We start from the raw sequence: 21,565 nt of genomic DNA on the forward strand, positions 1-21,565 counted from the left end.
AACGCCGAACAAGCCATCGAAGAACTCCGCTCGCAGGGCTACCGCGTTCAGGTCAACCGCCTCAACGACGTCGCCCTCGACGAAGCCCGCGTCGTGTCGGTCAGCCCCAACGCCAGCATCCGCCCCGACGCCATCCGCTCCAACGACAAGAACAACAACACCTACAGCCCGACGGTCACCATCACCGTCAAGTAACACCCGACCCCACCCGACGACGGCCCCCGGAACACTCCGGGGGCCGTCGTCGTAGGCGGCTACGCCGAGTCCGGGCCCACGACGCGCAGCTTGCCGGCGATTCGCATCAGCGCCTGTTGGTCGGTGGCAGTGAGGCGGTCGAGAACGAGTTCGCGCACCGAGCGCACATGGATGGGCGCCGCATCGACCACGAGACGGTAGCCGTCGTCGGTGAGCGCCGCGATGGTGTAGCGGCCGTCGTCGGGGTCGGGCGAGCGGGTGGCCCAGCCGCGTTGCTCGAACCTCTTGACGACGTTCGACAGCCGGGACAGGGAACCGTTGGCCAGATACGCCAACTCGCTCATGCGGATTCGGCGGTTCGGAGCTTCCGAGATGTGGCTCAATGTGAGGTATTCGAAAAGCGTGAGGTCGACCTCGCGCAGGGGCGACTCGAGTTTTCCAGGCAGCAGCAGGATCACCGAGATCAGACTGGTCCAGACCTCTTTCTCCTGCGGGCTGAGCCATTGCGGGTCGTCGGTACGCGCCACCGGTGCCTCCTGTCTTTGCCGGCATGAGTTTACACGTGAAGTGAATCGCGGTATGTTCAGTTCATGGATGAAGTGAAATCAGGTACAGCGGTCGAGTTCTTCGTCACGCCGGGATACGGCGAGATGCTGTGTAAAGAACGGCATTACAGCCAAGCCGTGCGGATCGGGGACAGGGTCGAGATCTCCGGACAGGGAGGCTGGGACGACGCCCTGAACTTCCCGGATTCGCTGAAGGACGAGATCGAGCGGGCCTTCGAGAACGTCGAGCGGACCCTCGCCACTGCCGGCGCCTCCTGGCGCGACGTGGTCCACCTGAATTCGTATCACGTTGCCAGCCAAACGGACTCCATCGGTGATGAGCACAACGACGTCATGATCGAGCAGCTCCGCAAATGGATGCCCGACCACGCGCCGATCTGGACCGAGACCGGTGTCACGGCGCTGGGAGCGCCCAAGATGCGCGTCGAGATCCGCGTGACCGCCATCCTCGGCCTCGATGGCAGGAGGGCATCGACTGAGTGATACCCGTCGCGCCCGAATGCCCTTGGCGGCGGCCGATGCTTGCGATCGCCAGGACGGATGCGCGATTCGGCCCGTCCGCCGGCGTCGCCGCCGACGCCGTGCGACCGTTGACGTGAGACTGCCGACATGGACGAACGGGAGCTGGGCATGGCCATTCTCGAGGTGCCGGGATGCGCACTGCACTACGACGTGCGCGGCCGCGGTGAGCCGCTGGTTCTGGTCCACGGCACCGGCGCGGACGCCACCACCTGGGATCCGGTCATCGATCTGCTCGCCGCCGATCATCAGGTGATCACCTACGACCGCCGCGGGTACGGGCGTTCGACACATCGGCCGGTGCGCGATTACCGCCTGCACACGAACGACCTGGCTGCGCTGCTCGAGCAGGTCTGTGACCGCCCCGCTCATGTCGTGGGCTGGAGCTCCGGCGGAAACGTTGCGATGGCGCTGGCGGCCGCAGACCCGTCACGAATGCGCAGCCTGTGCGTCATAGAACCGCCGTTCCACAACGTGCGCCTCGGCGACAGGGCGGTGCTCGCTGCCACGATCCGGGTGAAGTGGCAGCAGTGCCGCGGACGCCGAATCGAGGCGGGCGAGAAGTTCTTCCGGTCTGTCTACGCGCTGCGGTCCGGCGGTAACGCCTACGACCTTGCTGCTGACCGAGTCCGAGAGGGGATGCGGCGCAACGTGGAACCGGTGCTGGTCGAGTTCGATCCGCATCCGTTCGGCGTCTCCGTCGAATATGTCGCGACGCGGGCCGTCGCCGCCGCACCGGTTCCCATGACCTGGATCCTCGGTGACCAGAGCCCGGCGTGGCTCCATCGCATTCACCACCGGTTCACCCGCCACCGATCGGACCTCCACACGGTGGTGATCCCGAACGTGGGACACCTGGCGCACGATCAGGATCCGGAGGCATTCGCGAAGGCGGTGACGTCGGGGGCGTGAGCCCTGACTTCGAGCGGTAACCCGCCGATCCGCACGCAACATTGCCGTAACGGCTGAGGTTCGGCAGTGTGGGGGGATGAGCGAAAACGCGAAGGTCACCGTTGAACGAACCATCGATGCGTCAGCAGCCGCGGTCTTCGACGTCATCTCTAATCCCGAGCGACACCCAGCACTCGACGGCTCGGGTTTCCTCCGCAGTGTCCATCACGCTGACCGGATTCAGGCGGTGGGCGAGGTGTTCACGATGAACATGCAGGGCGACCACATGGGCGGGGAGTACAAGACCGACAACCACGTGTCCGGTTATGCGAAGGACAAGCTGCTGGCCTGGAAGACGGCGCCTCAGGGCACTGAGCCTCCAGGATGGGAGTGGTTGTGGGAGTTGGAGTCCAGGGGACCGAATGAGACGTTGGTACGCCACACCTATGACTGGTCGAAGGTCACCGACAAGAAGCTCCTCGAGAAGGTGGCTTTCCCTCTGGTCACCAAGGACCAACTGGACGACACCCTGGCCAAGCTCGCCGCCGAGACCTCGTCCTGACCGGGCGGCTCATCGGGGGAGCGGACCTGGCGCTCCGTCCTACCCGTTGTCGCGCCAGGTGAGCACCTCTTTGAGAGACGTGAGGTCGTAACCGTCTTTGGCGGTGAGTTCGGTCTGGAACAACGTGACTCCTGCCTCGCGGAAGGCATCGGCGCTGTCGGCGTTCACCCACAGCGTCGAGCGTTCGATGTCGGCGCCGTTGCGGCCGAACGAAGCTGCCAGTTCGTCGACGCGGTCGCTGGACTTACGGAAGGCGTCGAGGTCGGTGAACGCGTGCCAGATGTCGGCGTGCCGGGCAACGGCGGGCAGCGAGCGCTTGGGCCCGGTTCCGCCGATGAGGATCGGCAGCTTGCGCACCGGGGGCGGAATCAATGCGGCGAGCCGGTTCTCGATGCGGATCAAGCTCTCGTCGAACAGGTCGAAGCGGGAGCCGAAGGTGCCGAAGTCGTAACCGTAGGTCGTGTAATCCTTTTCGTACCAGCCCGCGCCGAGGCCGAGGATGAGCCGGCCGCCGCTGATGTGGTCGACGGTGCGCGCCATGTCGGCGAGCAGGTCCGCGTTGCGGTAGCCGACGCCGGTGACGAGGAGCCCGATATCGGCATGTGAGGTGATCTCGCCCCACGATGCGAGCGCGGTCCAACCCTCGAAGTTGGCGACGTCGGGCTGCTTGTCGAACAGGACCGGCTTGCCGTCGACGATTCCCTTCATCGCCGGGTAGTGGAAGTGGTCGTAGCCGAAGATCACGTCGGCGCCGAGGTCGTCGGCGGCCAGGACGGCGTCGCGCCATGTGCGGTAGTCGGGCGTGCCGCCCGGCTGGATTTGCACGGCGACGCGGACGGGACGGGTCATGAATGCTCCTGAGTCGGGGGAGAGGCGACTCTTGAGCCAAGTTCAGCGGGTGCGGGTTTATTCCTGATCGGCGCGTCGACGCCTAGTCTCAATCCAAGATTGCCCGCGCTGCGCGTTCTGCGATCAGCATGACCGGCGCGTTGGTGTTCCCCGAAGTAATTGTGGGCATCGCCGATGCATCAACCACTCGAAGGCCGGCGACGCGGTACACGCGGCAATCGGTGTCGAGCACCGTCGCGGCCGACCGCGGCCGCCCGCGCGGATCGAACGCCCCCATCGCGCAGGTGCCCACTGGATGGAAGATGGTCGTCCCCAGCTCACGGGCCGCTTGCTCCAGGTCTTCGTCGCTCTTCAGTTGGGGGCCAGGAAGCACTTCTTCTGGGCGGTAGCGGGTCAGGGGTTGCGCCTCCATGATCTGCCGGGTCATCCGGAGGCCGAGCACGGCAATTCGACGATCGGCGTCAGTCGACAGGTAGTTGCAGGAGATCCGCGGCGAGGTCAGCGGATCCGCGCCGGCTATACGCACATGACCTCGCGAGGTGGGGCGCAGATTGCAGACCGACGGAGTGATCGCTCCGAAGGGATGCAGGGGCTCGCCGAACTTGGCCAAGGACAGGGGCTGCACGTGCCACTCCAAGTCAGGACTGGCCAGTGTGGGATCGCTCTTGGCGAAAGCTCCCAACGTGGAGGGCGGCATGGTCAGCGGTCCTGAGCGCAGCAACAGGTACTGAATTCCCATGCCCGCTCGGGTGATCCAGTTGCGGTAGAGCGTGTTGACGGTCCGGGCGCCCCGCACCCGGTAGACCGTTCGCAGCTGCAGGTGGTCCTGGAGGTTCTCACCTACTCCCGGCAGATCGACGGCCACCGGCACCTGGTGTTGGGTGAGCAGCCCGGCCGGACCCAGACCCGAGGCCTGCATGAGCTGCGGCGACCCGATCGTTCCGGCGCTCAGGATCACCTCCCGACGGGCCTGGACGTCGATGATCTGGCCGTCTTTGCGCAGCCGCACACCGGTGGCGCGGTGCTGTGCTGTCGTCCAGGCCCCTCGACGCTGATCCTCGTGGACCTCGCTGTCCATCAGCAGATGCAGCGCCTGGGCGTGGGTGTAGACGGTGAGATTAGGGCGGTGGGCGACGGGATGCAGGAAGGAATCGGCCATCGACCAGCGACGGCCACGCCGTTGGTTGACATGGAAGTACGCACTGCCGTCATTGCTTCCGCGGTTGAATTCGTCGATGGGGTCAATGCCCAGTTCGGCAGCGGCGGCCTGCCAGGCGTCCAAGATCTTCCAGCGCACTCGTGGCCGCTCGACGGCGATCTCACCACCGGCGCCGTGCCACTCGTCTGCGCCGCCGAAGTAGTCTTCCAGCTGCTTGTAGATCGAAAGTGTCTGGCCGGAGCCGTCCCACAGCCACCGCTCGTCACCGGTGGCCTGCGCCCACAGCTCGTAATCGGAGGCCTGGCCGCGCATGTGAATCATCGCGTTGATCGACGAGCTGCCACCGATCACTCGGCCCCGCGCGTAGTGAATGCTGCGGCCGGCCAGTCCGGGGTCGGGCTCGGTCGCGAAGCACCAGTCGGTGCGGGGGTTGGCAATGGTGTACAGGTAGCCCACCGGCACCTTGATCCAGAACCAGTTGTCCTTGCCACCGGCCTCGATCAAGAGCACACGGTGATCGGGGTTGGCGCTGAGCCGATTGGCGAGCAGGCAGCCCGCACTACCTGCTCCCACGATGATGAAGTCGAACTCGGCGACGGGGCTCAACTCCGGCGTGGTCAGTCTTTTTCCTCGTCGCGACGGCGCGCGGCCTCAATGACCTCGGGCGGGGCTGGTTTCTGCAACCAGGCCCGTACCCTCAACAAGCCACCGGCGATGGTGCCGACGGCAAGGACCGCAACGAGGATCCAGAGCGCAGTGGACATACAGCCAGTGTCCTCCAGCGCCCAAACCGTCGGGCCGATATTCGTGACAGGACCCGCAGCGACCCCCGCCCTTGCGGCGGGGGAGCGGCGTTGGGCCGCTTGTCTCGATTCTCTTGAAACGAGACAACGCATTCGTGCGGGCCGTCCGCCCAAAAATCTGGTGATCGTCAACGGTCATTGTGTGAGGGTGGGGCGATGCCCAGCACGACGATCGAGGTTCGACGGCCATATCCCACCGATGAAGAGGTCGCGATCATCGATGCGGTTCACGATGCGTTGGTGGCGGCGTTCGAAATTCCGTCAGGAGACAAGCACGTCCGGCTGGTTGGTCATGAGCCACACCGGTTCGCGCATTCCCCGGAGTTGGCTCATCCAGAGCTGTACACACTTGTGGCGATCGATTGTTTCGCCGGACGCTCGGTGCAGGCCAAGCGGAACCTGTATCGCGAGATTGTGGACCGCCTGGGCGCCCTGGGTATACCTCCCGATCATGTGACCATCGTCTTGCGGGAGAGCGCTGTCGAGAACTGGGGCGTTCGCGGCGGCCAGGCTGCGTGCGACGTCGACTTGGGTTTCGACATCAACGTGTAGCTAAATCGCGCGACGGAAGCGGCGGCCAACGCTATCGACCAGCAGCTCGGGTTCAGAAGTTCACTGAAACGGCTCGGGCGTGAAGGTGACGTCGACACCGCCCACGGTCATCGTCACCTGATCTTCCATCACCATCACCTGCGCCGAGACCCGTCGATCGAGGCTCTGGGCCAGTTGCTGCACCGGCCCGTGCGGTATCTGCACCACCGACAGGTTCGACAGCTTCGCCACTTTGGGTCCCACGGTGCGCCACCAGGTGGCCACGCCGGCGGCGAACGGGAACAGCATGACCTGGTCAGCCTGGCTGGCCGCCTTGCCCAAGACGCGTTCATCGGGCTGGCCGACGTTGATCCACTCCAGGATCCGGCCCGTGTAGTCCGCAAGCCGCAAGTCCGGTACGCCAGGGGTGGACAGGCCCGCCCCGAACGCCAACTCACCGTCGACGTCGCTGAGCCGGTGTGCGCGCAGCCCAAACGCCAACAACCGCACCACCATCCGCTCATCGGTCTCACTGGGATGACGGGCTACGGTCAGCGTGTGATCGGCGTAGTAACCGTGATCGACATCGGAGACGCCGAGTTCGACTTTGAACACTGTCGCAGAAAGAGCCACGTCATAGTGTCCACCCTGGTGGTGTTCCCCGAGCGATCAGGCCGCTTCCAATGGCTACGGGCATCCCGCTACGGCAGGGTCGCGTAGATTCTTCGGGAACAACACGAGCACCCAACGCAGCATTCAACGAAGGCCATCATGTCCGAGGATCACAACACAGACGTTCCACCGAATCACCTCTCCATCGATCCGCGTAGCGCCTTCTACAGCGAAGAGGTGCTTCGCCGCGACGTGGGTATTCGCTTCAATGGCGCCGAGAAGACCAATGTCCACGAATACAACGTGGCCGAGGGTTGGGTGCGTGTTGAAGTCCCTACCGCGAAGGACCGCCGCGGAAATCCAATGGTCGTCAAGCTCAGTGGCACGGTTGAACCTTATTTCCGCGGAGCGGAATAGCGCACCTGCGTGCTCACGCGGCGCGACGGTCCCGTCTTTTTGGGATCGGTAGACGTACTTCCCGGGTGTACTTGCCGGGACGACGCCGCGAATCGACGGTGCGCACAAACGAAGGGATATCAACATGCACACCAAACGGATGCTGGCCGGGGCGCTGACGTCGGTCAGTCTCGCGGCGGCCGGCCTGAGCCTGGCCACGGGCACCGCTGCGGCCGACCCGCCGGGCGCACACACATGGTGCCCAGGAACGTCGTTGGCTTCTCCGCCGGGACCGGGTATCAGCCCCGGCGCCTGGGACATGAATATCTGCCACACGTGGTACCGCGTCGCCCCCGGGACGGGCAATGTGCCATATAGATCCTTGGACGGCACCTTCCGCCTCGAACACAGCAATCTCTGGGACGGTCCGAACCCACCGGCGGGCTCGGTCCGTGTCGAGTGCGGCCGGGACTTGTTCACCGGCATCGCCATTCCGTGTTAGTCGGCCGCCAGCCAGATTGAACTCGTTGAGGGGTGGGGGGAAGACCCCGGGAGGCCCGGCGCACAAACTGACATAATGTGGCTTATCGGCAAAATTCTGAGCTGCGGGGCCGTGTGCGCATGCGCACCCGTCAACAAATGTTGACGCGCGCAGCACCTTCTATACCTCTAGCGAGTGACGGCCGCTCCGCGCTGTAGACCGTCATCGCCCAAGCACGCGCGAAGCTGGCGCCATACGCGGACCGTTCGCCAGCGGGCCGGCCGTGCGTCCCCGGCGCAGACCACCGAGCCGGTACCACCGCCGCCTGCGCCCCCTGCCCAATCCCGCCGTCAATTCGTCACAGTGACGAATTGCGTTGCGGCACTGCGGTGTTGCTGAGCGCCGCCCTCGGGCACGTACGTGGTCAGCTTTCTCGAGATCTCAGGCCACGAGCGACGCCGACCTCCCGAACACGCTGTGCAGCTAAGCTGGGCGTCGGCACGCTGCTGCGTGCGTGATCATTGCGAGGTACCCGGTGCCTGATACACGGTATGCACTGAGCGGCGATGTTCATATCGCGTTCCAAGTGATGGGCGACGGCGACACCAACCTCGTCTACATTCCCGGCTGGGTATCGCATCTCGAGCTGGAGCTGGAAAACGGGCTGTCGCGACTGTTCTACGAAGCGCTGGCTTCGTTCACCACGCTGGTCCGTTTCGACAAGCGCGGTACCGGGATGTCGGACCGAGTGGTCGGCGAGCTTTCGCTGGAGGGCCGGATGGACGACATCCGCGCCGTACTCGACGCCGCAGGGATCGAGCGCGCGTCGCTGTTCGGGTTTTCAGAGGGCGGGACGATGGCTGCAATCTTCGCCGCTCGGCACCCCGACCGCGTCGAGAAACTGGTCCTGTTCGCCAGCCACGCCGGCAAGGTCACCGGCAGCCCTGATTTCCCGTGCGGCTACGAGTCCGAAGAAAAGATTCACTGGCTCGAGGACGTCATCGAGAAGCGCTGGGGTACGGGTGACTCTCTGGAACACCTCGCTCCGTCGTTGTGGCGGCATCGACAGGCCGATAGAGCCAGGGCCGGAATGGCCCGCTTCGAGCGCATGGCGGCCTCCCCCGGCGCGGCCCTCGCACTCTTCCGGGCGAACATCGGCAATGACGCCAGGTCAGTGTTGCCTCAGGTGAAAGCCCCCACGCTGGTGTTGCATCGCGCGAGTGACCGCTTCGTTCCGCGTTGCAACGGCGAGCACCTGGCGGCGACAATCCCGGACGCCCACCTGATCGTCGTCGACGGCGACGACCACCTGCCGTACGTCGGCGACGTGACGGCCGTCCTGCGAGAGATCGAGCGGTTCCTCATTGGCACCACGCACCACGCGGAAAGCCTTCGAAGGCGGGTCGGTGTCGTCGGCGACCCGCTGAGCTCGCTCACCCCCGCCGAGCTCCGAGTCGCCGGATGCCTCGCACAAGGGATGTCCAATCCGGCAATCGCACAGGCCCTGCACTTGTCGCGACATACCGTGGAATCACACCTGAAGCGGATTTACACCAAACTCGGCGTGACCCGCGTGCAGCTCGCCGCGCTGATCACCGCCGGCGCCAACCGCTAGCGGCAAGATTGGCCGAGTTCGGGGATGTGCCTACGGGTCGCCGCTCGAATACTCAATCCATGAGTATCGACAACAACCTCCCCGTCGGGTCCTACCTGCAGCTGGAGCGCGACGGCGGCGAGCGCCTGAAGTTTCTGGGCGACAGCGCGATGCGTCTCAAGATCGACGGCGCCGACACCGCTGACGCGATGACGTTCTACGAGTACACATCCGAACCCGGTGTAACCGGCCCTCCCCAACACATCCACCATGGCCACGACGAGACGTTCTACGTCGTCGACGGCACCTATGAGTTCACCTTCGGCGCCGAGCAGGTGCGCGCCGAACCCGGTGCGTTTCTTTATGTCCCGCGCGGCCGGCCCCACACCTTCCGCAACGCCGGGCATGGGACGGGTCGCATCGTTGGCACCTTCGCTCCGGCCCGCTTCGCTGAGTACTTTCGCGAGCTTGCCGAGATCATCGACCGCACCGGCGGCCCGCCGGATCGGGCGCAGTGGGCCGAGCTCTACGCCCGCTACGACACCACCTTCCTCGAGAAGGCGTAGCGCCGACGTCACCTCATGCCGGCTTGCCGCAGATTTCCTCGGCCGCCATCGGGTCGATGACGCTCATCATCAGCTCCTCGTGCTGCGGGCAGACGTGGTGAACGGCAGTCATCAACACCAGCGCCCCGTCCATATCGTCGAGCCGTCCGTCGTCCAGGCCGGCCATCCCCGCGAAGACTCCGTCTTCGGTGGGATCGGCGTTGATGGCACCGCACAGTTGCTGTGCAGACGACTCGATGACCGGCATGGGTGTCGCCGGATTGGCGTGCGCCACGGTCGAGCCGGCAAGAATGGCCACGGCGCCGATGGCTGCGGTGCAGGCGATCGAGATCTGGTTCATGGCGCTTTCCTTCCTCGCTTCCGGGTGTTGTCACCCAGGACTCGATCGTTGCGCCGACCGGGTTCGCGGCTGCGAGTACTACGCCACTCGACTTCGGAGACTGGTCCGCCGTGGACTACCCGCGACGACTGCTCAGCCCCGCAGATCGGCGAGTGAATTCTTGATGCCGCCGTCGAGGACGATCTGCACCGCCGCCACCGTGATCATCACCGCAGCGATCACCAGATGCACCACCGCGTCGGTGACGTTGTTCGGAAAGGTGAAGACGTAGGCGACCTGCTGGGAGAAGAACGCCCAGATTCCCGGCAGCGCACCGGCCACCGCCGCGGCGAGCAGATACAGCACCGACCACGATTTGCGCATCGCGAACACCAGTCCGGGTCCGAACAGCGCAACGCCGGCGAGCGCGTGCCAGCCGTTGTAGTCCATCCCGAGAATCTGCACCGTTGGCGCGTCGGGTCCGGTCGCGAAGCTGGGTTCGGCAATGAATCCGACGACCGCTTGAATCAGGTGCACGACACAGATGACCAGCAATCCGACCTGAGCGAAACTCCACCGCATGGCGCGCCCTCCCTGACCCTCGCGTCGTATACTACGCGTCGTAGTAGTCGATGCCAATGGTTCTGCGAGATCACACGCGTCAGTTGGGTGAGACGATCCCGTGGTCGTAGGCATAGACGATCGCCGCCGCCCGGTCCCGCAGACCGAGTTTCAGGAAGATGCGGCCGATGTGACTCTTCACCGTCACACCGGAGATGAACAGCTCGTCGGCGATCTCACCGTTCGACCGGCCTCGGGCGATCAGCGTCAGGACATCCAGTTCCCGGGACGTCAGACCTGCCGCGACAGGTTCGGGCGACGACTGTGCCGCACCGCGATACACGTTGAGCACCCGCGAGGTCACCGCGGGATCGAGGTAGCTGTCGCCACGGGCAACGGCGCGTACGGCGTGGATCAGCTCCTCGGCCGACGAGTCCTTCAGGACGAAACCCGCTGCGCCGGCCCGTAACACACCGGACAGCAGGTCGTCGTCGTTGAACGTCGTCAGCGCGAGCACCGGCGGTCCGCCTCCGCTGGCGAGCAACCGGGTGGCCTCGATACCGTCGACCCGCTTCATCCGCAGATCCATCACCACGACATCGGGCCTGTGCAGCTCGACCGCTTCGAGGACTTCGTCGCCGTCCGAGCATTCGGCGACGACCACGATGCCGTCCTTGCGACGAAGGATGCGCCGCAAACCCGAACGCACCAATTCCTGGTCGTCGACCAGTAGCGCGGCGATCTCGGCCGTCTCGTGGCTCACAGCGGACAGTGTCTCGGCGGTCGGCCGGCGTTCCCGTCGGCCAGCGGGATGTCAGCACGCACCGACCATTCACCTCCGGACGGTCCGGCATCGATCTGTCCGCCAAGCAATTCGACGCGCTGGCGCATGCCCTGCATGCCGCGGCCCTCCCCCGGGCTGACCGCGCCGACGGGGACGGGGATGTCGTTGGTGACAGTCAGCACCGCGTGATGGGCGGTGATGGTGAGCGCGACGTGACACCGGGCGTCCACGGCATGTTTGGCGACGTTCGCCAGCGACTCCTGGGTGATCCGGTACAGCGCCAGGCCGACGGCGGCGGTCACCCGGTCCAGCGGACCGTCCGCGACAAGGTCCACCTGCACGCCGGCGCGCGCGAAATCCTCCACCAGGCCGTAGATGTCGGCCACACCGGGTTCAGGCGCCATCTTCACCGTGGCGGTGTCGAGCAACCCGACGGTGCGGCGGATGTCGGCCATCGCCTGACGTCCGAGCTGCTCGGCCTGCTCGAGCGCCTCGACGGCATCGTCGACGTCACGGTCCTCCTGCAGTCCGCGCCGGGCGCCGGTGACGTGCAGCAGCGTGATGGACAGCGAATGGGCGATCACGTCGTGCACCTCTCGGGCGATGCGGCGGCGTTCCTCACCGGCGGCCAGTTCGGCGAGCCGGGCCTGCGCCTGCTGCTGCTGGATCAGCAGCTGGCTCTGACCGTTCATCAGATATCCGACCAGCCAACCGATCCCGATGAAACTCAGGTACAGCGGTAGCGAGTCGACGCGACCGAGCGCGGACGCCACCAGCAGCAGAACCGCCGCTGCCGACGCCGCAAGAAAGCCGCCGGTCATCGCGGTCAGTGCGCCAACCACACCGACCATCAGGCCGAGCAGCAACGGTGCGAAGTCATCGGCCACCGGCGCCGAGGTCGCGAACAGCAGGATGCCGGTGGCAGCCGTCCACGCCACGCACAACGCGAATCCTTCGTGCTTGGTACCGAATGTGAAGAAGCACAACCACGGCGTGAGCGACACGAGGAGCGCGACGATCGCGATCGGCAGGTCGGACAGCGGGCGCTGCAGTGCCGCGACCAGACCGACGCCCAGCATCGTGGCGTCGACGGCCATCACGAACCGCCACGTGTAGCCGAGCGGAATCATCTCGGCCCCGCGGCGGAGGCATCTCCGCAGGTGGCGCTCTGCCTGACGCGGCATCGTGCCATCGTAGAAGAGTCGGCCGCGGCCGTACATCATCCCGTGGTCGGTAGGTGTCGTCCTACCAGGGTCGCAACGGCGATCGACCCGCAGCACGACGCGTACGCCCGTACCAGTTCGTAGCGTCGAGGCATGACATGGTCACAGTTGCACGAACGCATGGCCTTCATGGCTGATCTCATCGAACAAGCCACCGCCGACCCGGAAGGCGCACTCGACCTCGATGCGCGGGCCGCCGATGTGCGACGCCTCTTCGGCGACGAGGAAGGGCTGCTGCTGTCGCTTCGGCACCGCTGGATGACCATGCTGGCCGCCCGGCTCGACCAAGCCGTGCATGACGACGTCCCGGCCGAGCAGGCCCACGCCGAGCTGGCGGCGGGCCACCCCGGCTTGCGTGCACTGCTCGACGCCGCGGCCCGGCGCTCGGTCCGGGTGCGCGGCCTGCAACGCGGCGAGCAGCGGATCATCGCCATCCACTCGAGCCCGGAGGCGAACCGCCGGACCGTCGCCTGACGTCCGCGGTAGTACGTCGACGGACTACGGTGTGACGGTGCGGAATCTGCTGCCTGCCGTCGTGCTCCTGATCGGGATCGCCACATCGGTGCCCGCGACCGCACAGGCGGATCCCGACACGGACGGCTCGGTGGAATTCGTCGACACACCGCAGATCGTCGACAGCCATCCGCTCCAGGTGAACTCGTGGACCGTGCAGGACGGCGGCCGAACGCTGCGACTTCGGTTCACGGCCGGCACACCCGAGTGCTTCGGTGTGCACGCCACGGTGCTCGAGAACGCCGACACCGTCGAGGTGCGGTTACGCAGCGGTGCCCGGCCCGAGGCCGTCGCCCGTGCCTGCATCATGATCGCGGTGTCGGGGACGCTCGACGTACCGCTGGCCGAGCCGCTGGCGCACCGCACGGTGCTCACCCCGTACTGAGGCCCGCGCCTCACCGCCGGACGCCGCGCACCGCCCGCGTCCACGGCCATGTCATCAACGCCCATACGAGGAACACCGCGGCCGTACCCACGACCACGTAGACCGGCCACGGGCCGAGGACGTCGAGCAGGCTCTCGGTGCTCGGCTTGCCGTTCAGGAAGCCGTAATTGCTGCCCGCCAGCCGGTTGAATGCGAAGGTGACCACGATCCACGCCGACGTCACCGCCACGGCGATGTGATAGCTGCGCCAGTTCGGGCGAAGGCCCCGCCCCCACGTGAGGTAGACGGCTCCCCACACGACGACCAGGTGGATGAACCAGAACCCCAGGTACTGGTAGTGCGGGAAGTCGGGCCCGCGCAGGGCCGGTGAGATCAGCGCCTGCATGCTCAGCACCAGACCCCAGTAGTAGACCAGCGCATACGCCCAATGTCGCTGCGACCACCACGCATACGCCGACACCACGGTGGCGAGATCGGTGAGGTGCAGCGGAACCGACCGGTCGAGACTGGGCGGAAACATCGAATAGACAACCGCCACAGCGTAAATCGCCGCCGCCGTTGCTCCGACGATGCGGCCGAACCGCCGGGACTGCGCCGGCGTCTGACGGCGGCCGAACCATACCAGCGCCACTGCGCCTGCGACGAACACCGCGATCGCCGCCCAGTGCGACGCCCCGTACGCGGTGAACTCGCGGTATGCGCTCGGCACATGGGCACGTTAGCGCGGTTAGTCCGGCACCGGTTTGGGCACCCACTTCTCGGTGTGACGCAAGCCACACGTCTTCCAGCTGCCGTCAGGAGAGCGCCATGACCGCCGGGGAACGGGCCAACAGGACAGACGTCGACAAGGCGCTGATGGGCGGCGCCACATATCGCAGCCTGGGTGAACAGCGCCTCTCGCCGGGTGAGGAGCGGTTCGAGAAGGGCCGCCGCACCGTCGGTCTCTTCCTCGCACCGGTCGTCGCGATCGCCTTCCTCGCACTGCCCATCGACATCCCGCCGCAACAACAGACATTGGCCGGCGTGCTGCTCGGCGTGATCGTGCTCTGGGTGAGCGAGGCGGTGCCCATCCCCATCGGCGGCCTGCTCGGCGTCGCGGTGGTGGTCTTCATGGGGGTGGCACCGGCCGACGACGTGCTGGGCCCCTTCGGATCCTCGACGGTGTTCACCTTCATCGGCGCCTTCATCCTGGCCCAGGCGATGCTCAAACACGGTCTCGCCCGGCGGTTCGCGTTCCGCATCCTGGCACTGCCCCGGGTGGGGCAGTCCACCACCGGGGTGATCATCGCCTTCGGCGCGATCACGTGTCTGTTGTCGGCGTTCGTCTCCAACACTGCCACCGTCGCCATGTTGCTACCCACGGCGATCGGCATCCTCGGCGTCGTGGCGAAGCTGCTGCAGGTCCAGGGCAAGGTCCCCGACGACTTCGACCCGCTGCGGCTGAAGGTCGGCGCCGCCATCATGCTCATGCTCGCGTACGCGGCCAGTGTCGGCGGTCTGCTGACACCGGTGGGCAGCCCCCCCAACCTGATCGGCCGCGGACTCATCGAGGAGGCCACCGGTGAGCGGATCAGCTTCGGCCAGTGGATGGTGATGGCAGCGCCGATCTGCCTGCTGATGTTCGTGGTGCTCGCGTTCGTGCTGATCAAGCTGAACAAGCCGGAGATCAAGCACATCGAGGGTGTCACCGAGTACGTCGACGAACAGCGTGCAGAGATGGGCAAGCTGTCCCGGGCGGAGAAGAACACTCTGATCGCCTTCGGCATCACGGTCTCGCTCTGGATCTTCCCCGGCGTGATCGCGCTCATCTTCGGCAACGACTCCGACATCTACACCGCGGTCAGCGACCGGCTCGACGAGGGCACCGTAGCGGTGTTCGGCGCGGCGCTGCTGTTCCTGCTGCCCACCGACTGGCAGAACCGGGAATTCACGCTGCGGTGGAGTGACGCCGCGCAGATCGACTGGGGCACCATCGTGCTGTTCGGCACCGGCATCATCTTCGGGTCGCTGCTCGCCGACACCGGACTGGCCGAGACGATCGGCACCTCGGTGGCCGACTCCCTCGGGCTGTCCAGCATCCTGCCGATCACGATCTTCGCGGTGCTGCTGGCGATCGTGGTGTCGGAGACCACGAGCAACACCGCATCGGCCGCCGTCGTGGTGCCGATCATCATCCCGGTGGCGGTGGCCGCGGGAGTCAATCCGTTCGTCCCGGCCCTGGCGGCCACCTTCGCCGCGTCGTTCGGCTTCATGCTCCCGGTGTCCACACCGCAGAACGCGATCGTCTACGGGTCCGGGGCGGTACCGATCACCACGATGATCCGCTCCGGTATCACCTTCGACGTCGCAGGCGCGATCCTCATCATCGTGTTCCTGCCGCTGTTGGTCGCAATGCTGGGACTCGGGTCGTGACCGCCCAGAAGATCGCGGTGATCCCGGGTGACGGAATCGGCGGTGAGGTGATCGAGTCGGCACGCGCGGTGCTGGACGCGGTGTGCGGCAAGCACTCGATTTCGCTGTCCTACACCGATTTCGACTGGTCGTGCGAACGCTACGCCAACGAGGGCGCGATGATGCCCGCCGACGGGATCGACACCTTGGGCGGATTCGACGCCATCCTGCTCGGCGCCGTCGGCTGGCCGGGCGTCCCCGACCACATCTCGCTGTGGGGCCTGCTCATCCCCATCCGACGGGCGTTCCGTCAGTACGTGAACCTGCGGCCGATCCGGGTGTTCGACGGCGTGCGGAGTCCGCTGCGCGACGCCGACGGGGTGGACTTCGTCGTGGTCCGCGAGAACGTCGAGGGCGAGTACAGCGAGATCGGCGGGCGGATGAACCGTGGCTTCCCCGACGAGATGGCGGTCCAGGAGTCGGTGTTCACCCGCGTCGGTATCAGCCGGATCGCCGATTACGCACTGGAACTCGCCGCGACCCGGCGCAAACACGTCACCTCGGCGACGAAGTCGAACGGCATCGTGCACACGCTGCCCTTCTGGGACGAGGTGGTCGCCGAACGCAGCGCCCGCCATCCCGACATCGAAGTCGTCAGCGAGCACATCGACGCGCTGGCGGCGAAATTCGTCCTGCACCCGCAACGCTTCGACGTGGTGGTGGGGTCGAACCTGTTCGGAGACATCCTTTCCGACCTCGCTGCCGCGGTGGCCGGGTCGATCGGCATCGCGCCGTCAGCCAATCTCGATCCGACCAAGCAGTACCCGTCGATGTTCGAACCGGTGCACGGGTCGGCGCCCGACATCGCCGGACAGGGAGTGGCGAACCCCATCGGCGCGGTCTGGTCGGCCGCGATGATGCTCGACCACCTCGGTCACCCGGCGGCCGCCGCGGACATCGTCACCGCGATGACGGCGACCCTGGCCGAACCGCACACCCGCACCGGCGACCTCGGCGGCACCGCCTCCACCCGCGAGGTGACCGAGGCACTGGTGGACGCTCTGCGCTGAAGCCCGGAACAGCGCGGCGGCAGCCTAATCGGACGCGGACTCTGCGTCGTCCTCTTCTTCGGCTTCCTCCTCGGCGACCTGCTTCCCGGCGTCCTCTGTGTCACGCCGCCGCTCCCGCAGCACGAACGCGGCTACCGCGAGGGCCAGCACCACGCCCGCGAGCACCCCGATCTCGACGACGGCGCGGGCGAACACCGGGCCCTGGTCGAGCAGTTTCGCCGCCTCCACGGACAGCACGACGATCTCCTTGATGCCGGCGAGGATGCCGACGATCAGGAAGGGTTCGGCGACGATCTCGTGGGACCGTAGACACGACCGCACCGCGTAGAGCAGTTCGACGAAGATGAAGATCAGCAGCAGCCCGTCGAGCACCTCGAGCATGACCGTCGAGGCAGGCGAGTTGCGCAGTCGCAGCATCGTGTTGAACTGGGCGACCAGCAGGGCGCCCGACCCGATCACCAGAACGACGGCGATCGCCCAGTAGATGCCGTCCTCCATGACGCCGAGGGCACGGTCGGCGAACCGCTGCCGATCGTCTTCCTTCTCTTCGTTCTTGGCGTCTTTGGCGTCCTTGGCTTCTCGCGTCGGCTTCGCCATCAGCGGTTCAACCACCAGATGCTGCTGGACAACGCAGTGGCGAAGGCACACCACAGCGGATACGGCGCCAGCACCGCCGCGCCGGGTCCGCGCGCCTCGATCGCACGCCGGGTCAGGTCGGCGCTGCTGACCGTCAGCGCCGCCGCTGCCACCGCCGACGTCCCGAGCCGGTGCTGGTTGAAGAACAGCCACGTCCAGCCGCCGTTGAGGACGAGATTCGCCGCCAGCGCGACGCGGTAGGCGCGCGCCTTCGCGGGCGCAGATTCGTCGAGCTCGTCGAGGGTCGCCGCCGACACCGCCGCGATGTCGGCGTAGAGAATGGGCCAGACGATCGGAAAGGCTTGGCGTGGGGGCTGAAAGCTCGGCTTCTTCAGCTTCGCGTACCACGCCGACCCGGCCGGCCGACTCGCCAGACCGCCCACTGCCGCGGTGGCGAACACTGCTCCGGCCGTCTTGGCCAGGGTGGCTGCCCGCATGGGGACCCCTTTCGTCGGATGAGCGATACCCGAATCGCGGCTTCGCGAATCTCCGCCGCTGCCAAAGTCAGACGACCACGGGGCCGCGCACGCGGCGCCGCGTGGCCATCCGGTAGCCGCCGTAGAGGACCGCCGCCACCGCGAAGTTGACGAAGTAGGCGATGTCGGCCCCGTGCCACGCCCGGGCCACGAATCCCTCGATGAGCGTGGTGTGCATGAACGGCATCGCGGCGAGGTAGGCGATCACGAACGCGGCCAGCGCCACCGCCGCGTCCCGCGGGTCGGTGTGCTCGGCAGCGGGATCGACGGTGTCCCGGCCGGCGCTGCGCAGCCGCCAGTCGATGACGACGACGGCGACGAACGCCGGGATCCAGTAACTCACCAGCAGGAGTACGTCGGTGAACCTGGTCGCGGTGTCGGCGGCGTGCAGCCACAGGATGAGCAGGAACGCCAGCGCCGTGATGATGACCGCCGACACCGGCCTGCGCACCCGGACGCCGACCGTCTGCAAGGCCAGCGAACCGCTGTAGTCGTTCATCACCCCGGATCCCACCGAGGCCAGCGCGATGACCACCAGCGCCAGGCCGCCGACCACGCCGCCGCCCATCACCGACCGCACGCCTTCTGCGGTCTGGTCGGCGAGCAGGTCGGCGGCGGCGATGCCGATCGCCTGAACGAAGATGTACGCCAACACTATTCCGGCGAATGTGTATCCGAAGACCTTGGCGCGCCGCGAGGTCGCCGGCAGGTAGCGGCTGAAGTCGGCGGCGTAGCTGGCCCAGGAGATGGCGAGGCTGAATGCGATCGTCACCTCGAGGACGAACGCACCCACCAGGTCAGGGCCCGCCACGGTGGCGGCGGTGATCACGTCGTGGCTGCTGACGACCTTGATGCCGAACACCAGGAAGGTGGCGAACAGGACGACGGTCAGCACGGCCTGCAGCCGGTGGATCAGCTCGTAGCCGAAGAACCCCACCACGCCCTGCACGCCGAGCACGATCAGCACCGCGGCCCAGAACGGGATGCCGAGCAGCGCCGCGAGCGCTTCGCCGCCGAACAGTCCCACCAGTGCGTCCCACGCGATCGACGAACCCCACTGCAGCACTCCCGGCAGCACCACCCCACCGCCGAACGCCATCCGGGAATGTGGCAGCTGACCGGTCCCGGTGCGCGGTCCCCACGTCGAAAGGTAGGCCACCACAAGCGAACCCAGGACGGTACCGATGACCATCGCCAGCATCCCGAGCCAGAAGCCGAGGCCGAGCACGATGGCCAGCGTGCCGGTGAACACCCCGCTCATGGTGACCTGGGGCGCGAACCACACCGTGAACAACCGGGACGGCTTGCCGTACCGCTGGTCGGTGGGGATGGGCGCGATGCCGTGGGTCTCCACGGACATGTCCCCCACCCCCGAGGGTCGGTGACCTGTGAAGGTCGCCGCGGTCAGCGCGTTCGACGTCGGGCCGGAAGTCATGGGTTCATTCGACCACGGCCGGTCGCTGCCGCCCCGGCCACCTCGACGCCGTGTGCGGCCACCGCGGAGGCTAGCGTCATCGGAACGGACAACCAAGGCGAGCTAACGATCGGAGTGGGTGTGGTCGAGACCGACGCGAACCGGTCGACGCCTGCGTTCCCGCCGGTGCGGCGGCCCGGCCTGCTGGTCGCCGGGCTGAGCGTCGTGGTGCTCACCGTCGCGGTGCTGCAGACCGCGGTGGTGCCGGTGCTGGGCATCATCGCCACCCAGCTCGCCGTGTCCGGTGTCGCCGTCAGCTGGGCGGTCACCGCCAACCTCCTCGCCGCCATCGCCCTGACACCGCTGATCGGCCGGCTCGCCGACCTTTACAGCAAGAAGCGGGTCCTGCTCGCGGTGCTGGCCGTGGTGCTCGTCGGCAGTGTGCTCGCCGCGGTCACGTCGTCGCTCGCCATGCTGATCGTCGGACGTGTCCTGCAGGGTGCGTCGTACGCGCTCTACCCGATCGGGGTGGCGGTGCTGCGTGAGGAGCTGCCGCGCGACCGACTGGTGGGCGCGATGACGGTGATGTCGGGAACGCTGGGATTCGGTGGCGGGGCCGGTCTGGTGGTCACCGGCCTGTTGATGGCCGACGGCGCCGGCTACCAGAAGGTGTTCTGGCTGACCACTGCCTTCACCGTCGTGGTGATCGGCGTGGTGCTGACGGTGGTGCCGTCCCGCCCGCGGGCGACGTCCGGGACCGTCGACTGGCTCGGGGCGGCCGGACTGGCCGCAGGCCTCTCCGCGTTGCTGCTCGCCGTCACCCAGGGCAACACCTGGGGGTGGGGGTCGCCGCGCACGATCGGCACGGCGGTGACGGGTGTCCTGGTGCTGGTTGCCTGGTGGTGGTGGGAGCGGCGCGCCGCGCGGCCGCTGGTGTCGACCCGGATGCTCGCCCGCAGGCCGATCCTGCTCACCAACCTGGCCACGGTGTTCGTCGGGATGGGGCTGTACTTCGCGTTCCTCGGGCTGACGCAGTTCGTGCAGACTCCGAGCGCGGCGGGGTACGGCTTCGGGGCCGACGTGCTCGAGGCGAGCGTGGTGTACCTGCTCCCGGGTGCGGTGACGGGTTTCGCGGTCGCACTGGTCAGCGGGCGGTTCATCGAGCGGTTCGGCGCCCGCCGGGTACTGGTGGCGGCCGCGCTGGCCGGCATCGCCGGGTTCGTCATGCTGGCGGTCGCCCACGGCCGTCCCTGGCAGGTGATCGTGGCAGGCATCCTGGCGAACGCCTACATCAGTCTCGGCTACGGCGCGCTGCCCGCACTCATCGTCGGCGACGTCGACGCGGGTGAGACCGGGGTGGCCACCGGGATGAACGCCATCGCCCGCACCATCGGCAGTTCGACGGCGGCCGCGGTGGTCGCGGTGCTGCTGTCGCACACCCAGCCCGGCACCGGGCTACCGGTGGAGGCCGGTTTCGTGACGATCTTCTGGGCGGGCGCGGTGACCGCCGCGCTCGCGATGGTGCTCATCGCGATGTCGCGCTCCCGTGAGCGCGGGGTGGAATCCGACGAGGCCCGCTACGAGACGCGGGCGATGAACCACGAGTGGGGCTAGCGCAACGCGGCGAGATTCGACACCGACTTCTGCACGTCGGACTCGATCACCTTGGCGACGAGATTGCCCACCCGGGTGTTCAGCAGGCCGCCGGACAGGTCGGCGATCACCCGGAACTTCGTGCCGTCGCCCTTCTCCTCGACGCTCAGCGACAGCGCGATGCAGACCGAGGGCCTGCCGGTGCCGACGAGCTCGATGTCCTTGGGCTCGTCGTACCGCGTCACCCGCCAGTGGATGGTGTTGCGGAAGCCCTTGATCTTGATCAGCGACGACACGCAGGTGCCGACCTCGATCTCCTCGGGCACGTCGCTGCGCCAGCCGGCGAAGATCGTCAGCCACTCGTCGAAGCGGCGCAGGTTCGACGCCAGCTCCCATGCCTTCTCCGGGCTCAGATCCGAGGTAACCGCAACGTCAACCGATGCCATGCCACCTCACTACCCGATCGAGTGCGGAAG

Annotated in this window: 27 protein-coding genes and 1 pseudogene; 14 read left to right on the plus strand and 14 right to left on the minus strand. The window is 66.8% G+C overall.

What is annotated here, in order from left to right:
* Positions 1 to 195: pseudogene (locus ACPCHZ_RS24410) on the plus strand (hypothetical protein); the annotation flags it as partial.
* A 59-nt stretch (positions 196 to 254) separates the two neighbouring features.
* On the opposite strand, the gene ACPCHZ_RS24415 reads toward ACPCHZ_RS24410, so the two are convergent.
* Positions 255 to 722 carry a MarR family winged helix-turn-helix transcriptional regulator gene (locus ACPCHZ_RS24415; RefSeq protein WP_423487118.1) on the minus strand — a complete coding sequence of 156 codons (468 nt, stop codon included), beginning with the start codon at positions 720 to 722 and terminating at the stop codon, positions 255 to 257.
* 63 nt (positions 723 to 785) lie between these two features.
* Between ACPCHZ_RS24415 and ACPCHZ_RS24420 the strand changes: the two genes are divergently transcribed.
* The 3 genes from ACPCHZ_RS24420 to ACPCHZ_RS24430 all read left to right on the plus strand — a co-directional run bounded on the left by ACPCHZ_RS24420 (position 786) and on the right by ACPCHZ_RS24430 (position 2,733).
* Positions 786 to 1,244, plus strand: coding sequence for a RidA family protein (locus tag ACPCHZ_RS24420; protein WP_423487119.1), 459 nt, complete (start codon positions 786 to 788; stop codon positions 1,242 to 1,244).
* A 126-nt stretch (positions 1,245 to 1,370) separates the two neighbouring features.
* Complete coding sequence (locus ACPCHZ_RS24425) at positions 1,371 to 2,192, plus strand: alpha/beta fold hydrolase (RefSeq protein ID WP_423487120.1); 822 nt, start codon at positions 1,371 to 1,373, stop codon at positions 2,190 to 2,192.
* A gap of 76 nt (positions 2,193 to 2,268) precedes the next feature.
* Entirely contained in the window at positions 2,269 to 2,733 is a 465-nt protein-coding gene (locus tag ACPCHZ_RS24430) for an SRPBCC family protein (protein ID WP_423487121.1), read from the plus strand.
* Positions 2,734 to 2,772: 39 nt separating this feature from the next.
* On the opposite strand, the gene ACPCHZ_RS24435 is transcribed toward ACPCHZ_RS24430, so the two are convergent.
* The 3 genes from ACPCHZ_RS24435 to ACPCHZ_RS24445 form a co-directional block, all read right to left on the minus strand.
* The gene (locus ACPCHZ_RS24435) at positions 2,773 to 3,582 is read right to left on the minus strand and encodes an LLM class F420-dependent oxidoreductase (RefSeq protein ID WP_423487122.1); all 810 of its coding nucleotides are present in this window, start codon (positions 3,580 to 3,582) and stop codon (positions 2,773 to 2,775) included.
* Between the two features lie 88 nt (positions 3,583 to 3,670).
* A complete protein-coding gene (locus ACPCHZ_RS24440) occupies positions 3,671 to 5,347 on the minus strand; it encodes a GMC family oxidoreductase (RefSeq protein ID WP_423487123.1) in 1,677 nt (558 codons plus the stop codon).
* A gap of 11 nt (positions 5,348 to 5,358) precedes the next feature.
* Positions 5,359 to 5,505: a hypothetical protein gene (locus tag ACPCHZ_RS24445; protein WP_423487124.1), complete on the minus strand. Its 147-nt coding sequence runs from the start codon at positions 5,503 to 5,505 to the stop codon at positions 5,359 to 5,361.
* Between the two features lie 195 nt (positions 5,506 to 5,700).
* Between ACPCHZ_RS24445 and ACPCHZ_RS24450 the strand changes: the two genes are divergently transcribed.
* Positions 5,701 to 6,096 (plus strand): tautomerase family protein, encoded by a 396-nt coding sequence (locus tag ACPCHZ_RS24450; protein WP_423487125.1) that lies wholly within the window; start codon positions 5,701 to 5,703, stop codon positions 6,094 to 6,096.
* 60 nt (positions 6,097 to 6,156) lie between these two features.
* On the opposite strand, the gene ACPCHZ_RS24455 is transcribed toward ACPCHZ_RS24450, so the two are convergent.
* Positions 6,157 to 6,708, minus strand: coding sequence for a YaeQ family protein (locus tag ACPCHZ_RS24455; RefSeq protein ID WP_423487126.1), 552 nt, complete (start codon positions 6,706 to 6,708; stop codon positions 6,157 to 6,159).
* A gap of 138 nt (positions 6,709 to 6,846) precedes the next feature.
* Between ACPCHZ_RS24455 and ACPCHZ_RS24460 the strand changes: the two genes are divergently transcribed.
* The 4 genes from ACPCHZ_RS24460 (at position 6,847) to ACPCHZ_RS24475 (ending at position 9,724) form a co-directional block, all read left to right on the plus strand.
* Positions 6,847 to 7,104 carry a DUF3297 family protein gene (locus tag ACPCHZ_RS24460; RefSeq protein WP_423487127.1) on the plus strand — a complete coding sequence of 86 codons (258 nt, stop codon included), beginning with the start codon at positions 6,847 to 6,849 and terminating at the stop codon, positions 7,102 to 7,104.
* Positions 7,105 to 7,228: 124 nt separating this feature from the next.
* Complete coding sequence (locus ACPCHZ_RS24465; protein ID WP_423487128.1) at positions 7,229 to 7,585, plus strand: hypothetical protein; 357 nt, start codon at positions 7,229 to 7,231, stop codon at positions 7,583 to 7,585.
* A gap of 568 nt (positions 7,586 to 8,153) precedes the next feature.
* Positions 8,154 to 9,179 (plus strand): alpha/beta fold hydrolase, encoded by a 1,026-nt coding sequence (locus tag ACPCHZ_RS24470; protein WP_423487129.1) that lies wholly within the window; start codon positions 8,154 to 8,156, stop codon positions 9,177 to 9,179.
* Positions 9,180 to 9,238: 59 nt separating this feature from the next.
* Positions 9,239 to 9,724 (plus strand): cupin domain-containing protein, encoded by a 486-nt coding sequence (locus ACPCHZ_RS24475; RefSeq protein WP_423487130.1) that lies wholly within the window; start codon positions 9,239 to 9,241, stop codon positions 9,722 to 9,724.
* Positions 9,725 to 9,737: 13 nt separating this feature from the next.
* Here ACPCHZ_RS24475 and ACPCHZ_RS24480 read toward each other — a convergent pair whose 3' ends face one another.
* The 4 genes from ACPCHZ_RS24480 to ACPCHZ_RS24495 all read right to left on the minus strand — a co-directional run bounded on the left by ACPCHZ_RS24480 (position 9,738) and on the right by ACPCHZ_RS24495 (position 12,572).
* The gene (locus ACPCHZ_RS24480) at positions 9,738 to 10,064 is read right to left on the minus strand and encodes a hypothetical protein (protein WP_423487131.1); all 327 of its coding nucleotides are present in this window, start codon (positions 10,062 to 10,064) and stop codon (positions 9,738 to 9,740) included.
* Between the two features lie 132 nt (positions 10,065 to 10,196).
* The gene (locus ACPCHZ_RS24485) at positions 10,197 to 10,625 is read right to left on the minus strand and encodes a DUF4383 domain-containing protein (RefSeq protein ID WP_423487132.1); all 429 of its coding nucleotides are present in this window, start codon (positions 10,623 to 10,625) and stop codon (positions 10,197 to 10,199) included.
* Positions 10,626 to 10,704: 79 nt separating this feature from the next.
* Positions 10,705 to 11,367 (minus strand): response regulator, encoded by a 663-nt coding sequence (locus ACPCHZ_RS24490; RefSeq protein ID WP_423487133.1) that lies wholly within the window; start codon positions 11,365 to 11,367, stop codon positions 10,705 to 10,707.
* Entirely contained in the window at positions 11,364 to 12,572 is a 1,209-nt protein-coding gene (locus ACPCHZ_RS24495) for a sensor histidine kinase (RefSeq protein ID WP_423487134.1), read from the minus strand. Before ACPCHZ_RS24495 ends, ACPCHZ_RS24490 begins: the two co-directional genes overlap by 4 nt.
* Positions 12,573 to 12,704: 132 nt before the next feature.
* Between ACPCHZ_RS24495 and ACPCHZ_RS24500 the strand changes: the two genes are divergently transcribed.
* The gene (locus ACPCHZ_RS24500; RefSeq protein WP_423487135.1) at positions 12,705 to 13,085 is read left to right on the plus strand and encodes a hypothetical protein; all 381 of its coding nucleotides are present in this window, start codon (positions 12,705 to 12,707) and stop codon (positions 13,083 to 13,085) included.
* Between the two features lie 37 nt (positions 13,086 to 13,122).
* Positions 13,123 to 13,509, plus strand: a complete 387-nt coding sequence (locus ACPCHZ_RS24505; RefSeq protein ID WP_423487136.1) for a hypothetical protein — start codon at positions 13,123 to 13,125, stop codon at positions 13,507 to 13,509.
* 10 nt (positions 13,510 to 13,519) lie between these two features.
* Here the strand turns inward: ACPCHZ_RS24505 and ACPCHZ_RS24510 are convergent, their stop codons facing one another.
* Entirely contained in the window at positions 13,520 to 14,218 is a 699-nt protein-coding gene (locus tag ACPCHZ_RS24510; protein WP_423487137.1) for a TIGR02206 family membrane protein, read from the minus strand.
* A 98-nt stretch (positions 14,219 to 14,316) separates the two neighbouring features.
* Between ACPCHZ_RS24510 and ACPCHZ_RS24515 the strand changes: the two genes are divergently transcribed.
* On the plus strand, positions 14,317 to 15,921 hold the full coding sequence (locus ACPCHZ_RS24515; protein ID WP_423487138.1) for an SLC13 family permease: 1,605 nt from the start codon (positions 14,317 to 14,319) through the stop codon (positions 15,919 to 15,921).
* Complete coding sequence (locus tag ACPCHZ_RS24520; RefSeq protein WP_423487139.1) at positions 15,918 to 16,970, plus strand: tartrate dehydrogenase; 1,053 nt, start codon at positions 15,918 to 15,920, stop codon at positions 16,968 to 16,970. The genes ACPCHZ_RS24515 and ACPCHZ_RS24520 overlap by 4 nt, the downstream gene beginning before the upstream one ends.
* A 24-nt stretch (positions 16,971 to 16,994) precedes the next feature.
* On the opposite strand, the gene ACPCHZ_RS24525 is transcribed toward ACPCHZ_RS24520, so the two are convergent.
* The 3 genes from ACPCHZ_RS24525 to ACPCHZ_RS24535 all read right to left on the minus strand — a co-directional run bounded on the left by ACPCHZ_RS24525 (position 16,995) and on the right by ACPCHZ_RS24535 (position 19,517).
* The gene (locus ACPCHZ_RS24525) at positions 16,995 to 17,582 is read right to left on the minus strand and encodes a phosphate-starvation-inducible PsiE family protein (protein WP_423487140.1); all 588 of its coding nucleotides are present in this window, start codon (positions 17,580 to 17,582) and stop codon (positions 16,995 to 16,997) included.
* Entirely contained in the window at positions 17,567 to 18,043 is a 477-nt protein-coding gene (locus ACPCHZ_RS24530; protein ID WP_423487141.1) for a TspO/MBR family protein, read from the minus strand. The genes ACPCHZ_RS24525 and ACPCHZ_RS24530 overlap by 16 nt, the downstream gene beginning before the upstream one ends.
* Before the next feature lie 67 nt (positions 18,044 to 18,110).
* Positions 18,111 to 19,517, minus strand: a complete 1,407-nt coding sequence (locus ACPCHZ_RS24535) for a purine-cytosine permease family protein (RefSeq protein ID WP_423487142.1) — start codon at positions 19,515 to 19,517, stop codon at positions 18,111 to 18,113.
* 120 nt (positions 19,518 to 19,637) lie between these two features.
* Between ACPCHZ_RS24535 and ACPCHZ_RS24540 the strand changes: the two genes are divergently transcribed.
* A complete protein-coding gene (locus tag ACPCHZ_RS24540; protein ID WP_423487143.1) occupies positions 19,638 to 21,110 on the plus strand; it encodes an MFS transporter in 1,473 nt (490 codons plus the stop codon).
* Here the strand turns inward: ACPCHZ_RS24540 and ACPCHZ_RS24545 are convergent.
* Positions 21,107 to 21,535: a type II toxin-antitoxin system Rv0910 family toxin gene (locus tag ACPCHZ_RS24545; protein WP_423487144.1), complete on the minus strand. Its 429-nt coding sequence runs from the start codon at positions 21,533 to 21,535 to the stop codon at positions 21,107 to 21,109. The two genes, ACPCHZ_RS24540 and ACPCHZ_RS24545, sit on opposite strands and share 4 nt — an antisense overlap.
* Positions 21,536 to 21,565: the final 30 nt, after the last annotated feature.

It is taken from the genome of Mycobacterium sp. NPDC050041 (genome assembly GCF_049541695.1).
Taxonomy (GTDB): domain Bacteria; phylum Actinomycetota; class Actinomycetes; order Mycobacteriales; family Mycobacteriaceae; genus Mycobacterium.

What these genes read in the sequence shown, in the direction of transcription:
- ACPCHZ_RS24420 (WP_423487119.1), top strand. Translation starts at nt 786, where the DNA reads ATGGATGAAGTGAAATCAGGTACAGCGGTCGAGTTCTTCGTCACGCCG.
- ACPCHZ_RS24425 (WP_423487120.1), top strand. Translation starts at nt 1,371, where the DNA reads ATGGACGAACGGGAGCTGGGCATGGCCATTCTCGAGGTGCCGGGATGC.
- ACPCHZ_RS24430 (WP_423487121.1), top strand. Translation starts at nt 2,269, where the DNA reads ATGAGCGAAAACGCGAAGGTCACCGTTGAACGAACCATCGATGCGTCA.
- ACPCHZ_RS24435 (WP_423487122.1), bottom strand. Translation starts at nt 3,582, where the DNA reads ATGACCCGTCCCGTCCGCGTCGCCGTGCAAATCCAGCCGGGCGGCACG.
- ACPCHZ_RS24445 (WP_423487124.1), bottom strand. Translation starts at nt 5,505, where the DNA reads ATGTCCACTGCGCTCTGGATCCTCGTTGCGGTCCTTGCCGTCGGCACC.
- ACPCHZ_RS24450 (WP_423487125.1), top strand. Translation starts at nt 5,701, where the DNA reads ATGCCCAGCACGACGATCGAGGTTCGACGGCCATATCCCACCGATGAA.
- ACPCHZ_RS24460 (WP_423487127.1), top strand. Translation starts at nt 6,847, where the DNA reads ATGTCCGAGGATCACAACACAGACGTTCCACCGAATCACCTCTCCATC.
- ACPCHZ_RS24465 (WP_423487128.1), top strand. Translation starts at nt 7,229, where the DNA reads ATGCACACCAAACGGATGCTGGCCGGGGCGCTGACGTCGGTCAGTCTC.
- ACPCHZ_RS24470 (WP_423487129.1), top strand. Translation starts at nt 8,154, where the DNA reads ATGGGCGACGGCGACACCAACCTCGTCTACATTCCCGGCTGGGTATCG.
- ACPCHZ_RS24475 (WP_423487130.1), top strand. Translation starts at nt 9,239, where the DNA reads ATGAGTATCGACAACAACCTCCCCGTCGGGTCCTACCTGCAGCTGGAG.
- ACPCHZ_RS24480 (WP_423487131.1), bottom strand. Translation starts at nt 10,064, where the DNA reads ATGAACCAGATCTCGATCGCCTGCACCGCAGCCATCGGCGCCGTGGCC.
- ACPCHZ_RS24485 (WP_423487132.1), bottom strand. Translation starts at nt 10,625, where the DNA reads ATGCGGTGGAGTTTCGCTCAGGTCGGATTGCTGGTCATCTGTGTCGTG.
- ACPCHZ_RS24495 (WP_423487134.1), bottom strand. Translation starts at nt 12,572, where the DNA reads ATGCCGCGTCAGGCAGAGCGCCACCTGCGGAGATGCCTCCGCCGCGGG.
- ACPCHZ_RS24500 (WP_423487135.1), top strand. Translation starts at nt 12,705, where the DNA reads ATGACATGGTCACAGTTGCACGAACGCATGGCCTTCATGGCTGATCTC.
- ACPCHZ_RS24515 (WP_423487138.1), top strand. Translation starts at nt 14,317, where the DNA reads ATGACCGCCGGGGAACGGGCCAACAGGACAGACGTCGACAAGGCGCTG.
- ACPCHZ_RS24530 (WP_423487141.1), bottom strand. Translation starts at nt 18,043, where the DNA reads ATGCGGGCAGCCACCCTGGCCAAGACGGCCGGAGCAGTGTTCGCCACC.
- ACPCHZ_RS24535 (WP_423487142.1), bottom strand. Translation starts at nt 19,517, where the DNA reads ATGACTTCCGGCCCGACGTCGAACGCGCTGACCGCGGCGACCTTCACA.
- ACPCHZ_RS24545 (WP_423487144.1), bottom strand. Translation starts at nt 21,535, where the DNA reads ATGGCATCGGTTGACGTTGCGGTTACCTCGGATCTGAGCCCGGAGAAG.